The sequence below is a fragment of the Psychrobacter sp. 1Y10 genome (assembly GCF_052259005.1).
In the GTDB taxonomy this organism is placed as follows: Bacteria; Pseudomonadota; Gammaproteobacteria; order Pseudomonadales; family Moraxellaceae; genus Psychrobacter; species Psychrobacter saeujeotis.
In genome coordinates this window covers 338398-353376 of the sequence record NZ_JBQQES010000001.1, presented here as the reverse complement: position 1 = coordinate 353376, position 14979 = coordinate 338398, and the positions used below count along the sequence as shown (strand labels likewise).

Here is a 14979-nt window from a genome sequence, read left to right as displayed (position 1 = left end):
TGACTTAAAATTATAAAGTTACTTTATTAAATTTCTAACAAAAATGTTTCTAAAGTGTAAACAATATTTCTACTAACCAATATGGTTTGTGTTTTTCACCTTTAGAGTTTGTTCATCAACTATTAATAGCTTCTTGCCATTCCTGCTGCGTAATCTTATATAAGACATGCTCAGCTAGAGGATGGCTAGGATCAAGCATAGGATGATCAAAGTTGTCTTGTGTATTACTCATACCGATGCGCTGCATAATTAGCTGTGAGTGCGTGTTAACAACGGCAGTAAAGGCAACGACCTCATCAAGCTCTAATTCCTCAAATGCAAACCTCAATGAAGCTCGCGCCGCTTCTGTAGCATAACCCTGCCCCCAATAATCCTTATGCAGTCGCCAACCAATCTCCACACTGGGCGCAAAAGGCATATCAGCATGTGCTGTATTTAAGCCGACCATCCCTATAAAAACATTGCTTTTTTTTAAGCTGACCGCCCAAAACCCCCAGCCATTGTCTTCAATAAGCTGCTGGCATTTATGGGCTATCGCATCGCTCAATGTCGGTGTTAGTAGCTTTGGGAAATATCTCATGACCTCAGGATCTGCATTCATCTTAGCAAACACGGCCAAATCACTTGGTTGCCATTGCCTAAGAACAAGCCGTTCTGTTGTTAGCATCCTTTGCCTCATGATATTTTGCCTGCTTCATTCAATGTATAACTTTACTGATGTCTAGTACATTCTGCACTATTAATATGTTCTGCCATTATACTCTAAATCATGCGTCTGATTATCAGTCTCTCATTACGATATCGTATATCTATTTAAAAACTCACCTAAAACGAAAATTAAATTTTAATAATTTAATTTATTACAATTAAGGTAAAAAATAAATATCTTAATTTTTTATATTATTAAATAATTATTTTCTAATTTAATTTCGATTAAAATACAATATAACAAAATTTTATTTTTTATTTTAATAAATGAATTAATGTTATTTTAAAAAAATATAAATTAAATAACTTTAAAATAAACTGTTCTCATTTTTATAGTTATAGATTGAGTGACTAGCAGTCACTTAAGACTACCTGCACCCCTCCCTCTACAGACTACTACCCTATATTAAAAAACAAAATTCTCCTCATATGTTCTATAACTTTTATATCAAATAACGACTATCATCAATATTCGTTTTAATGAATTTTTATATTCATAAAAATAAATATATAGATGAATGAATATATTCTTTTAGGTTAATATATATCCTGCGTATTATTTTATAATTATTATTTTTATTAACTTCACTTTTATTTATTTTTGCATTAACATTAATTAAATTTTATTTAATAAACCATAAATTGGTTTTTCGTGATGTCAATTTATTGTCAGCAGGTTTTACTGTTACTAGGCAGGGTTTTGACCAATACAGGATGTTAACTTATGAATCGCAATTATAAAGTTATTTGGAATCAGTCATTAAACTGTTTTATGGCAGTCGCAGAATATGCAAAGAGCCGAGGAAAATCATCAAGTACCGTCGTAAGCTCTAACGCTGCAAATGTCTCCAATGGCACGACAACAGGAGGTGCGCACTTGTTGCGGTTAAGTGCGTTGTGTATTGGACTTGCGAGTGCTGGGTTTAGTATGCAGGCATCAGCTATCGCTGCTTGTGCTGAGGACAATGCAAGCGGTGTTGGTATAGTTGATAGGGTGCAGTGTGGTACTGGCGCAAATGCTGAAGGAAGTACGAGTGTGGCTATCGGTCAAAATGCCCAAGCAACAGGTGGGCAATCAATTGCCATCGGTGGAGTAGACGGTGGGCAGAATACGACAGCGAGTGGTGACCAATCTACCGCGATCGGTGCTAATGCTGTGTCATCAGGCAGCTCCTCTATTGCCATCGGTGGTGATGATCTAAACAAAGCCTCTGGAACTACTGTAAACCCAGATGGCACAGAGACTGTTGGCACAGTCAACAGCGGTGAAGTCAATACGACTTTTAAAAAGTACTCTGGTGGTCGAAATTTAGTTGATACAACTCAAGGTGGTAACCAGTATCCATATACAGAATCAAGTGGCGCTGCATCTGTCGCTATTGGTGTACAAGCGGTCTCCTCTGGCGCACTATCGACTGCTTTTGGTACGCAGGCCAATGCTACAGGTGTTGCCTCATCAGCTTTTGGTGTATCTGCTGAAGCGTCCAAAGAAGGCTCAGTTGCTATCGGTGCAGGTAGTAAAACGGATGGTAGCGCAACAAAGATTGAAAGCCAGACAGTCAACGGTATAACCTTTACAGGGTTTGACGGTGCGTCAGGCTTTGCTGGTAATGCAGGCGATGCTGGGCGTCAAGTGTCTGTTGGTCTCATAGGTAGTGAGCGCCAGATCAAAAACGTGGCGCCAGGTGAGATCTCTGCATCCTCTACCGATGCGATCAATGGCAGTCAGGTTTTTTCGGTCACTAATAAGTTGGTTGATAATATCAGAGGTGCTCAGGCAACGGCTGATGCTGTCGCTGATGGGACAGCTGGCATCGTCCGCCAAGATACTGGCACTGGTCCAATCACAGTTGGTGCTGCTACTGGTGGTACCAGCGTTAACTTTACTGGCACTGATGGCGTGCGTACGCTAAGTGGTCTTGCAAATGGTAATGTTGCTGCAAATTCTACTGAAGCGGTGACTGGTGATCAGTTAAATACTACTAATACTAATATAGCGGCTGCGCAGAATGTCGCAAACACGGCAAACACGACGGCAAACAGTGCTCTAACCAAAGCCAATCTAGGCTTTGATATCACTGCTGATAATGGTACCCAAGACAACGTGCAGTTGGGTGAAGCGGTCAACTTCACCAATACTGACAACAACTTAGTTGCGACCGTATCTGACAATGGCATCAATTACGACTTAGCAGACAATATCAGTGTCAATCAAGTCACTGTTGGTGATGCCACTAATAATACGGTATTGACCAGTACGGCTAATGGTTTGGATATCGGTGGTGATAAGATTACTAATGTTGCAGATGGCACTATTGCAGCCGGTTCAACAGATGCAGTGACTGGTAATCAGCTGAATGCTACCAATACTGACGTTACTGCGAATACAGGTAATATCACAACCAATACTGGCAACATCGCTGACCTAGCTTCTGGTCGCACCGGTATCGTCCGTCAAGATGCTGGTACAGGTGCGATCACTGTTGGTGCTGCTACTGGTGGTACCAGCGTTAACTTTACTGGCACTGATGGCGTACGTACGCTAAGTGGTCTTGCTAATGGCAACGTTGTCGCAGGTTCAACCGAAGCGGTGACTGGTGATCAGTTAAATACTACTAATAGCAATGTCACTACTGCTCAAACAACAGCAAACACGGCAAACACGACGGCAAACAGTGCTCTAACCAAAGCCAATCTAGGCTTTGATATCACTGCTGATAATGGTGCCCAAGACAACGTGCAGTTGGGTGAAGCGGTTAACTTCACCAACACAGATGGCAACCTAGTCTCAACCGTTAGTGACAATGGCATCAATTACGACTTAGCAGACAATATCAGTGTCCATCAAGTCACTGTTGGTGACGCCACTAATAATACGGTATTGACCAGTACGGCTAATGGTTTGGATATCGGTGGTGATAAGATTACTAATGTTGCAGATGGCACTATTGCAGCCGGTTCAACAGATGCAGTGACTGGTAATCAGCTGAATGCTACCAATACTGACGTTACTGCGAATACAGGTAATATCACTACTAACTCGAATAATATCACCACCAACACGGCTGGTATCGCTGACAATAGCAACCGCTCTGTTGGCAATCTATCTGCATTGGGTGGCAATGCTGCTTATGATGCGGCAAACAATACTTATACTGCCCCAAGCTATGTCTTAGACGATGGGACTAACAGCAGCACGACCTCCACCTTCCGTAACGTCGGTGATGCGCTAGGCAACCTTGATACTCGTACCACTGCCAATACCGGTGACATTGCAACGAATGCTGGTAATATCACAACCAATACTGGCAACATCGCTGACCTAGCTTCTGGTCGCACCGGTATCGTCCGTCAAGATGCTGGTACGGGCGCGATTACAGTTGGTGCTCAAACGGGTGGTACAAGCGTTGACTTTACTGGCACTGATGGCGTGCGTACCTTAAGTGGTCTTGCAAATGGTAATGTTGCTGCAAATTCTACTGAAGCGGTGACTGGTGATCAGTTAAATACTACTAATACTAACGTTACTGCTAATAGAACAGACATCGATATCAACGCAGGCAACATTACCGACAACAGCAATCGCTCTACTGGCAACCTAGCTGCATTAGGCGGCGGCGCTGCTTATGATGCAGCAACGGATACCTATACCGGGCCCACTTATACTCTAAATAACGGTAATAATGATGCGACCACCACAGACTATAACGATGTCGGTAGCGCGCTAGGTAATTTAGATACTCGTACTACCACTAATACCGCTGATATTGATAAAGGTATCAGCTTTGGGAATGGCACGACAGACAATAACTTTGCGCTAGGCGATACTATTAACGTCACTGGTGACAGTAATATCATTTCTACTACCACCGCTGATGGCGTACAAGTTAGTTTAAATGAGAGCGTTGATCTTGGAGTAAATGGTAGCGTTAGAACAGGTAATACTACCGTCAATAGATCTGGTATTACTTTAACCGGTGGTACAAACCAAACAGTGACTCTAAGCAATGAAGGTCTTAATAACGGTGGCAATCGTATTACTAAAGTTGCCGACGGTATCGTAGCTGATGACGCGGTGAATTTCGGTCAATTAGATGCAGCAGCAGGGGCTGCTGATACCAAGACTGATGCGCTAGGCAATAGTACAGCGAGTAACCTAGGTGGCGGCGCGAACTATAACGCAGCCACTGGCGTAGTTGAAGCGCCCACTTATACCTTAAATAACGGCGATAACGATGGTAACACCACAGGCTATAACGATGTCGATAGCGCACTAGGCAACTTAGATGGTCGCACCACTGCAAACACTTCTGGTCTTGCAGATCTGGCCTCAGGTAAAACTGGTCTGGTTCGTCAAGACACAGGCACAGGCGCGATTACCGTTGGTGCTCAAACGGGTGGTACCAGCGTTGACTTCAGTAATTCAACAAATGAGAACCGTAAACTGACAGGCATTGCTGCCGGAACAGCCGACAATGATGCGGTGAACGTGAGTCAATTAAATACTACCAATAGCAATGTTGCCACTAATGCTAGCAACATCACTGATAACGATAACCGCTCAGCAGGCAACCTAGCTGCATTAGGCGGCGGCGCTGCTTATGATGCAGCAACTGATACTTATACTGCTCCAACTTACACCCTAAACAACGGTAATAATGATGCGACCACCACAGACTATAACGATGTCGGTAGCGCGCTAGGTAACTTAGATACTCGTACCACTACGAATACCACTGATATTGCAAAGGGCTTTAACATCAGTGCCGACAATGGCACTCAAGACAACGTGCAGTTAGGCGAAGCGGTTAACTTTACCAATACAGATGGCAACCTAGTTGTGACCAATACTGTCGATAATGGCATTAACTACGACTTAGCAGAGAACATCAGTGTCACCCAAGCGACTATTGGTGATGCCACTAACAATACGGTATTGACCAGCACAGCTAATGGTTTAGATGTAGGCGGTGATAAAATCACTAACCTATCCAACGGCACTATTGCTGCTGGATCAAGTGATGCAGTGACGGGGGATCAATTAAACACTACCAATCAAAACGTTGCAGCCAACAGAACAGACATTGATACCAACACCAGCGATATTGACGACATCAACGCTGGTCGCACCGGTATCGTCCGCCAAGATGCTGGTACAGGTGCGATCACTGTTGGTGCTGCTACTGGTGGTACCAGCGTTAACTTTACTGGCACTGATGGCGTGCGTACCTTAAGTGGTCTTGCAAATGGTAATGTTGCTGCAAATTCTACTGAAGCGGTGACTGGTGATCAGTTAAATACTACTAATACTAACGTTACTGCTAATAGAACAGACATCGATATCAACGCAGGCAACATTACCGACAACAGCAATCGCTCTACTGGCAACCTAGCTGCATTAGGCGGCAATGCTGCTTATGATGCAGCAACTGATACCTATACTGCCCCAACCTATACCTTGGATGACGGGACTAATACTGGCTCCAATACCACGGTCAACAACGTTGGTGGCGCTCTTAGTAATTTAGATACTCGTACCACTACTAATACCGCTGATATTGATAAAGGTATTAGCGTTGGGAATGGTACGACAGATAATAACTTTGCGCTAGGCGATACTATTAATGTCACTGGTGATAGTAATATCACTTCTACTACCACCGCCGATGGCGTACAAGTTAGTTTAAATGAGAGCGTTGATCTTGGTGCAAATGGTAGCTTCACCGCCGGTAACAGTGTCTTAAACAACACCGGTCTGACCATTACGGGTGGACCGAGTATCACCAGTGCTGGTATCAATGCCGCCGGTAATAAAATAACCAACGTCGATGACGGTACGGACGCAGGCGACGCAGTGAATTTCGGTCAGCTAGAAGCATCAAGCAATGCTGCTGATACTAAGACCGATGTCTTGGGCAACAGTACAGCGAGTAACCTAGGTGGCGGCGCGAACTATAACGCAGCCACTGGCGCAGTCAGTGCTCCAAGCTATACTTTAGATGATGGGACTAATGCTAGTGTCAACACTACGGTCAATAACGTGGGCGCTGCCCTCACCAACCTTGATGGTCGTACCACTACTAACACTAGCGATATCGACGATATCAACGCTGGTCGCACCGGTATCGTCCGTCAAGATACTGGCACAGGCGCGATTACGGTTGGCGCTCAGACTGGCGGTACAAGCGTTGACTTTACTGGCAATGATGGCGTGCGTACCTTAAGTGGCCTTTCTAATGGCAACGTTGCCGCAGGTTCAACTGAAGCGGTGACTGGTGATCAATTAAACACTACTAATACCAATGTCACCGACAACAGCAATCGCTCTACTGGCAACTTAGCGGCATTGGGCGGCAATGCTGCTTATGATGCAGCAACTGATACCTATACTGCCCCAACCTATACCTTGGATGACGGTACCAATACGACTACCAATACCACGGTTAACAACGTTGGTGACGCGCTAGGTAACCTAGATATACGCACTACCACTAATACCGCTGATATTGATAAAGGTATCAGCTTTGGGAATGGTACGACAGATAATAACTTTGCGCTAGGCGATACTATTAATGTCACTGGTGACAGTAATATCACTTCTACTACCACCGCAGGCGGTGTACAAGTTACTCTGAACGATAATATTGATGTTAATAGAATCACTGCTGGTAACAGTACATTAAATAATGCTGGTGTTACCATTGTTGATGGTCCTAACAATACTGTTACCCTTAGCGGATCTGGACTCAATAACGGTAATAATAGAATTACCAACCTAGCTGATGGCATTGCACCAAATGACGCAGCAACTTTCGGTCAATTAACAGACACCAATAATATTGCAACAGGGAACTTGTCTGCCCTTGGCGGCGGTGCAACTTATAATGCTGTAACTGATACCTATACCGCGCCGACTTATACACTAGATAATGGTAGCAATATCGGTACCACCAGCGACTTTGATAACGTCGGTAGTGCACTAGGCAACCTAGATGGTCGTACCACTGCGAACACTTCTGGTCTCGCAGATCTGGCCTCAGGTAGAACTGGTCTGGTTCGTCAAGACACAGGTACAAGCGCTATCACCGTTGGCGCTCAGACTGGCGGTACAAGCGTTAACTTTACCAATGTAAGTGGCGATGCTCGTCAACTAACAGGCGTGGCAAGTGCAGGTGATATAAGTTTACCTGCCAATGCAAATACTGCGGTGAATGCTGGTGACGTGAATGCAGCGGTTACAGGCTTGACTAATGCTGGTCTAAACTTCCAAGGCGACGACGGTACATTGATCGATCGCAACCTTGGCGACACACTCAGGGTTACAGGTAGCGCAACTGGTAACTTAACCACTGGCAATATCGGTGTGGTAGCAGACGGTACAGATGGTCTAAGCGTCCAGTTGGCTGAGAACATTAACCTTGGTACTGATGGTAGTGTGACGACTGGCAACACCCTAATGAACAATACAGGGCTTTTAGTTAATGATGGCGCAGGCAATGCAACCACCATCACCACCGCTGGCACAAGCGTGGTCGATGCTGATGGTAACAATGCGGGCTACACAGCAGCCGGCTCAAGCTTAAGTGATGACCAAGGCAACACCAATGTCAGCACCGCGACAGGCAATACCATCACCACTGGCAACAACGTCACTACAATAGGCGCAGGTAACATCAGTGTCAGCGGTGTTGACAACACTGACCCTGCAAACCCTGTATCCAACACCTTAGTATTAGATGGCAACACAGGACAGATCAGCGGTGTAACTGACGCAACTGCAGCTGACCAAGCCATTAACAAAGGTCAACTAGACGCGATAGCAAGTGCAGGTAACACTAAGACAGATGCTCTAGGGAACAGCACAGCAAGCAACCTTGGCGGCGGTGCAAGCTATAACGCTGCAACAGGTGTAGTTAGCGCCCCAACCTACACCTTGGACAATGGCGCTAATACTGGCACCGATACCACGGTTAACAACGTCGGATTGGCACTTGAGAACCTAGATGGTCGCACCACGGCAAACACTTCTGGCCTCGCAGATCTGGCCTCAGGTAAAACTGGTCTGGTTCGTCAAGACACAGGCACAGGCGCGATCACCGTTGGTGCTCAAACGGGCGGTACAAGCGTTAACTTTACCAATGTAGGTGGCGATGCTCGTCAGTTAACAGGTGTGGCTGATGGCACCAATGCCACAGACGCTGTGAATAAAGGTCAGTTAGACGCTATTACTGGCAACATAAGTGCAAGTGGCGTTCAGTATGATCGTAATAATGACAATACAGTAAACTACGATAGAGTTAGCTTTGACGGTACACAGGCTGTTATTGGCAAAGATGATAGTGATAACGATATCGTCGTCAGTGGTGGCACGACGCTTACCAACGTTGCCAATGGTGTCAATGCTTCCGATGCAGTCAATAAAGGTCAGCTCGACAGCGCTACCAAAGTTAAAGTCTTTGATAGCAGCGGGGACGAAGTGACCATTAATGTCGCTGAGCAAGTCGCTAACACTTCTGTAGATAATGATAATTTAGATTCATTGTTCTTAACTTACGATAAAACAGGCCAAGAAGTCACAGACCGTCTAACCATTGGTCAAACCGTACAAAAGATGAACACTGAAGGCGTAAAATTTGCTCACACCAATGCTAGAGATAATGGTGCAGGTGGCGTCGGCATTACCAACGACTCAAGTGCCGGCGGCTTTGATTCAACAGCCATTGGTGTCAATGCCATTATCAAAGAAGGCGCTGATAGCACGGTTGCTCTAGGGCACGACACCGAAGCGACAGAGACGGCTAAAGACTCTGTGGTCATTGGTAAAGGCTCAAAAGTATCAGGCGCCTCCTCTGTTGCCATCGGTGATAACGCTCAAGCCAACGGCACGCAGTCCATTAGTATCGGTACAGGTAACATCGTCAATGGCGATAACTCTGGTGCCTTTGGTGATCCAAGTACGATCAATGGTAATAACAGTTACTCAGTGGGTAATAACAATACGATTAACAGTGATGATACTTTCGTAATCGGTAACGGCATTACAGCAAACCAAAATGGCTCAGTAGTACTAGGTCTTGGCTCTGCAGCTACAACAGGTGCTGGTATTGTAGGATTTGGCGCCGCTAGTAATGCCGCTATTGCTGCCACAACCAGCACTACAGGCGCAATTGCTGTAGGCGATGCGGCTAATGACGTATATCGTCAAGTCACTGGTGTTGCCGCTGGTACGGCAGACTCTGATGCGGTCAACGTCTCACAGTTAAAAGCAGTCAGTGACGCACTTGGTGATAGCAATGCATCACTCAATAATGCAGCGGTTCAGTATGACAAAAACCCAGATGATACGGTCAATAAAGGCAGCATCACGTTAGGTGGCGGTGCTGAAGGTACCACGATTACTAACGTAGCCAATGGGGTTCAAGCATCAGATGCTGTTAATAAAGGTCAGTTAGATAATCTTGGTAGCGGCGTCGCCGGCATTATCGGCGGCGATGCTAGCTATGATGCTGATGGCAACCTCACTGCTAATAACATCGGCGGTACTGGTCAAGGTAACATTAGTGACGCCATCGCTGCTGTTAACCAAGGCAACGCGCAGGCCAACGAAGATATCCAAGCCAATAACGAGCAGATCACAGACAATACTGGTCGTCTTGACGCAGGTATCAGCTTTGGCGCGGATAACGGTGACAATATCAGTCAGAGCATCGGCGGTAACAATGGCAGCATTCAATTTGAAGGCGGCAATAACATTACCACCAGTACTGCTAACGGTGATATTCAAATTGGCCTAGATGGCAACATCGAAGTCGACAGCGTCACTACTGGCAACACAGTGGTTAGTGACAATGGCGTCACGATCAAAGATGGTCCTAGCATGACAACTGAAGGCTTTAATGCCGCCAACACTGTCATCACTGGAGTTGAAGCTGGCAGAGTTGCAGCGGACAGTACTGATGCGGTTAACGGTGGTCAGCTACATGCTCTTGATAAAAAGCTTGGCGATAGCGTCAACGCCCTAGGCTACAGAATTGGTGAAGTCGAAGATGATGCCAATGCTGGTATCTCAGCGGCGATGGCAATGTCTTCATTGCCACAAGCGTATATCCCAGGTAAGTCGATGGTCGGCGGCGGTATCGCCTCGTACAATGGCGAAAGCGCAGTGGCCGTTGGTGTGTCTAAAGTGTCTGATAACGGTCGCTGGGTAATTAAAGTGAATGGTACAGCGGATACACAAGGGAATGCTGGCGGTGCCATTGGTGCAGGCTTCCATTTCTAGTACAAGCACCTTACCTCATGGCAGCGTTTGTCTATAGATAGCTTTTATAAATAGATAAACGTTGTCAAATGACACACAACATATATTAAGGAATGGATCATGAAAAAATCTGCTTACCGTTACGGCTTGTTAGCCACTACTGCTCTACTATTTGCTATGACTGGCTGTACCCAAAAAAACATAACGCCAACGTGGCATTTGACCCCTGGTGCTCAGCACGGCTCTGTTGATACCGATGACTTGGTGTTCCCAGATCCAAACAAAGCGTGGCAAAAAGGCGGTAGTATCGTCAGTCAGGACGATGTTGCCAAAATCAAGGTGGGTACTACTAAAGATGAAATCTATAAACTAATTGGCACCCCTCATTTTAGTGAGGGCTTTAACGCTCGTGAATGGGATTATATCCTCAAATTTTACAGTACTGATGACAGAGTCGAAACGTGTCAATATAAGATCATCTTTGACGACAGTTATGAAGGTCGTCTACGTGATGATGAATTCGTCGCTACTGAGTTTTATTGGCTACCAGCCTCTTGTGCTAAGTATGGACATTAATTCGTTGATTCAATGAACGGTCTAAGTTAACTAAAAAGCAAGGCAGCTACTGTCTTGCTTTTTTGTATGGAAGCATAAAAAATTACGTTACAAAACGTATTCATCGTACCCTACCTTATGGTATTTCACCTTATATTCGGCTAAAATCATATATTAACATTACCGAATATAAACAAATATACAAGTAGAAAGCTATGATAAATACGGGCGACACACTACTCTGTACGGCTGGCAATACCTTTTTTGCAACAGGTAATACCTATGTTGTAGGCGACTTTGTGAATGAAAAGTATTTTCAAGTGCTTACAGGGTATAACGATGAGCATTGGTATGCGACACTAAATAATGAAAAAATATACGTGCACTTTGATTCTGCTACTGCTGCCTATGACGACGCTTGGTTTGATTGCATGAATAAAAAAAGAAGCGCTTAACGTACTGATTCATTCTTTGTTATATTTGCAGATGTTGCCATGCAAATACCAAAATAGCAGCAGCGATTAACCAGCCTGCAATACCTAGTAATAACGCCTTATACAGCCCAATGTGGCTAAAACTAAAAAACACAATCAGCGTATAAATAAGATGCGGTATCACACCTAGCATACTAAATATCAGTGCAACCTTAAAATCTGTAGCACTACGCTGAGTACTGACTAAAAAATGACTGATCAAAGTAAAAGTCGGAAAAAGTGGCGCAAGTGCAGCCAAATAAAAAAAACGACTTTGAGCGAACAGTTGAATCAATAATACCACCAACGCGCCAACAAGCATTTTTAGCCAAATCATAATGGGTTATCTCCTGTTGGACTCAAACTAGCTACGCTCTTATCGATTTTTAGCTATCATTAAACACTTAATGAATGTGCCTAGCTTATGAAAAATCATGAAGCTTAAGTCGTGAAACTTAAGTCACTTAAACACAGGTCATAAAGATATAAAAGCTAAAGTGACGGATTATATCATTAGATAGAGCTAACAAATTATTCAAAAATCGATAACTTATAGAAAAAGCGTCTGTAATACTACTTGAGTTTGTTGCTCAAGCTCTGCAACGGCTTCTTTATTTAAAGCATCTGCATGCGGTTGTCCGAACTCCCCTCTTGCATCACCATGTGAGCCATCCTTAATATCATTATCAAAGTACTTGCCAGTATCATTAGCGAACTCATCTGAGATGGCAAGCTCGGTTAGGATATTTGCCCCTTTATCCGCCGGTGACCAATATTGACCATAAGCCTTATCGACCATTTTAGTATTTAGTAGCGAGCCTGGATTGACAGCGATGACATTGATATCATCTGCCGCGACTGTGGCAGCTAAATCCATACTCCACATCGTGAGCGCCAGCTTGCTTTGAGCATAGGCGTCTTTATCGGCGAGACGCTCTTGTCCTGCCAATGCTTTGTAGGATATCGACGCTTGCGCCGCCGAACTTAAATTAATGATGCGGGATTCATCCGACTCTTTGAGTAGCGGTAATAAAGCATTGGTTAACTCGTAAGGCGCCAAGTAATTGACCACAAAACGTATGTCCAACCCATCTTTGGTTGTTGCCGATGCGGTGGTATAAATCCCTGCGTTGTTGATGAGTACATCGAGCTTTGGTAGCTTTTCGCTGACTTCTGCTGCCATTTTACGTACCGCATCTAAATCTGAAAAATCAGCCACAAATCCATCAATGTTGTCTACTGCTGCGCCTGTCGCGACAGCGTTGACCTCTGCAATGACACTGGCAAGTTTGTCCGCATTTCTACCATGCAAGTACACTTGATGTCCCGCTTTTGCCAGTTTTAAAGCGGTCAGTTTACCAATGCCATCAGTACTGCCAGTAATCAAAATAGTCTTAGCCATGAGCCGTCCTTATTATTTGAGTTGTTATTTACGCTAATATTTACGTCTTGAATGTGTTCTATTTTATCTGTCATAAAACAGCATATTGTAATGAAAATGTTGTGCTTCAAACAATTGCTCAATCAAACTTGAACGTTCACTCAAAATGATTTATAGTGATTGTAGTTGAATGACTCGAAAACGCATTATCTATTAATTTGAGCAATCACTCAAATATAGTCAATTTAATATAAAAGCATTCATTACTAAACCATCAACAACTAATCATTAGCACCTACAATAAGGATTCTTATATGACTGACTTTACTCTACATGACAAACAAAGCGCACCAGAGGATAGCAAAGCGTTGCTGAATAACTCTATCGATGCCTTTGGTATGATTCCAAATCTACATGCTGTCATGGCCGAAGCACCAGGGCTGTTAGAAGGCTATCAACGTTTGCATCAGTTGTTTTTAGACAGCAGCTTCGATGATGAAGAGACCACCGTTGTATGGCAAACGATCAACGTTGAGCACGATTGTCATTATTGCGTGCCAGCACATACTGGCATTGCCAAAAGTATGAAGGTAGATGACGCTATCACCGAAGCATTACGTAATGAAACGCCACTACCGACTGATAAGTTGGAAGCGCTACGTAACTTTACCCTCTCTGTCGTCCGTGATCGTGGTAATGTTAACGATGACGCTGTACAAGCATTCTTAAATGCAGGTTTTACTAAGCGTCAAGTTTTGGAAGTCATCCTTGCAGCCGCGCAAAAAGTGATGAGTAACTACACCAATCATCTCGCTAACACGCCAATTGATAAGCCGTTCCAAAAGTTTGAATGGCAAAAGGCTGACTAACTACCTAAGCTAACACGCAGCAGTTTTGGAAGTTAACATTATAAATAATAGCTAACGAGAGGTCATATGGAACATTCAAAGCAGTTATCATCAGATCAGCCGTTGCGCATAGATATTGTATCGGACGTGGTTTGCCCTTGGTGTGTCATCGGCTATCGCCAACTGGCACAAGCGCTTGAGCGAACCGATACCGACTATGAGATACATTGGCATCCGTTTGAGCTGAACCCTAATATGCCAAGCGCTGGTCAAAACTTGCGTGAGCATATCATGGAGAAGTATGGCTCAAGCAAAGCCGAGTCAGATGCGAGCCGCATCAGAATGACTGAAGCTGGTAGTGAGGTGGGCTTTACCTTCAATTTCGATGATGACACACGTATGCACAATACGTTTGATTTGCATCAGTTGTTGCATTGGGCGGATCAACAGGGTCGTATGCACGACTTAAAACAAGCTTTGTTCGCCGCGCACTTTACTAATGGTCGCAACATTTCTGACAAAGAAGTACTTGCTGATATCGCAGCGGAGATTGGGTTAGACCGTAGCGAGGCGCTGACAGTGTTAGAAGATCAACGTTTTGCAAAAGAAGTACGAGAGACTGAGCAGCACTGGCAGCAGCAGGGTATTCAAAGCGTACCAGCCATCATTTTTAATGAGCGTCATCTGGTTAGCGGTGCTCAAGGGGTTGAAAACTATACTCAAATTCTAAAGCAACTGGCTGACATGGCTGATTAA

General features: G+C 44.4%; 7 protein-coding genes and 1 pseudogene. 5 read left to right on the top strand and 3 right to left on the bottom strand.

Features of this window, described 5'->3' with window-relative positions:
• Positions 1-115: 115 nt before the first annotated feature.
• Entirely contained in the window at positions 116-667 is a 552-nt protein-coding gene (locus ACTXGH_RS01525) for a GNAT family N-acetyltransferase (RefSeq protein ID WP_439295938.1), read from the bottom strand.
• Between the two features lie 777 nt (positions 668-1444).
• On the opposite strand from ACTXGH_RS01525, the pseudogene ACTXGH_RS01520 reads away from it, so the two are divergent.
• The 3 genes and pseudogenes from ACTXGH_RS01520 to ACTXGH_RS01510 all read left to right on the top strand — a co-directional run.
• A pseudogene (locus tag ACTXGH_RS01520) lies at positions 1445-10972 on the top strand (YadA-like family protein); the annotation flags it as partial.
• Between the two features lie 114 nt (positions 10973-11086).
• A complete protein-coding gene (locus ACTXGH_RS01515) occupies positions 11087-11542 on the top strand; it encodes an outer membrane protein assembly factor BamE (protein ID WP_439261712.1) in 456 nt (151 codons plus the stop codon).
• 194 nt (positions 11543-11736) lie between these two features.
• Positions 11737-11976 carry a hypothetical protein gene (locus ACTXGH_RS01510; protein WP_439261713.1) on the top strand — a complete coding sequence of 80 codons (240 nt, stop codon included), beginning with the start codon at positions 11737-11739 and terminating at the stop codon, positions 11974-11976.
• 19 nt (positions 11977-11995) lie between these two features.
• Here ACTXGH_RS01510 and ACTXGH_RS01505 read toward each other — a convergent pair whose 3' ends face one another.
• Together ACTXGH_RS01505 and ACTXGH_RS01500 are read right to left on the bottom strand one after the other, a co-directional pair.
• Positions 11996-12331, bottom strand: coding sequence for a GlpM family protein (locus tag ACTXGH_RS01505; RefSeq protein ID WP_439261714.1), 336 nt, complete (start codon positions 12329-12331; stop codon positions 11996-11998).
• 213 nt (positions 12332-12544) lie between these two features.
• Positions 12545-13396: an SDR family NAD(P)-dependent oxidoreductase gene (locus ACTXGH_RS01500; protein ID WP_439295662.1), complete on the bottom strand. Its 852-nt coding sequence runs from the start codon at positions 13394-13396 to the stop codon at positions 12545-12547.
• A 293-nt stretch (positions 13397-13689) separates the two neighbouring features.
• Between ACTXGH_RS01500 and ACTXGH_RS01495 the strand changes: the two genes are divergently transcribed.
• Together ACTXGH_RS01495 and ACTXGH_RS01490 are read left to right on the top strand one after the other, a co-directional pair.
• Complete coding sequence (locus ACTXGH_RS01495; RefSeq protein ID WP_439295663.1) at positions 13690-14244, top strand: carboxymuconolactone decarboxylase family protein; 555 nt, start codon at positions 13690-13692, stop codon at positions 14242-14244.
• Between the two features lie 66 nt (positions 14245-14310).
• On the top strand, positions 14311-14979 hold the full coding sequence (locus ACTXGH_RS01490) for a DsbA family oxidoreductase (protein ID WP_439261717.1): 669 nt from the start codon (positions 14311-14313) through the stop codon (positions 14977-14979).

Excerpts from the sequence above, each read along its gene's own strand:
- ACTXGH_RS01490 (WP_439261717.1), top strand. The coding sequence starts at position 14,311 with ATGGAACATTCAAAGCAGTTATCATCAGATCAGCCGTTGCGCATAGAT.
- ACTXGH_RS01495 (WP_439295663.1), top strand. The coding sequence starts at position 13,690 with ATGACTGACTTTACTCTACATGACAAACAAAGCGCACCAGAGGATAGC.
- ACTXGH_RS01525 (WP_439295938.1), bottom strand. The coding sequence starts at position 667 with ATGCTAACAACAGAACGGCTTGTTCTTAGGCAATGGCAACCAAGTGAT.
- ACTXGH_RS01500 (WP_439295662.1), bottom strand. The coding sequence starts at position 13,396 with ATGGCTAAGACTATTTTGATTACTGGCAGTACTGATGGCATTGGTAAA.
- ACTXGH_RS01515 (WP_439261712.1), top strand. The coding sequence starts at position 11,087 with ATGAAAAAATCTGCTTACCGTTACGGCTTGTTAGCCACTACTGCTCTA.
- ACTXGH_RS01505 (WP_439261714.1), bottom strand. The coding sequence starts at position 12,331 with ATGATTTGGCTAAAAATGCTTGTTGGCGCGTTGGTGGTATTATTGATT.
- ACTXGH_RS01510 (WP_439261713.1), top strand. The coding sequence starts at position 11,737 with ATGATAAATACGGGCGACACACTACTCTGTACGGCTGGCAATACCTTT.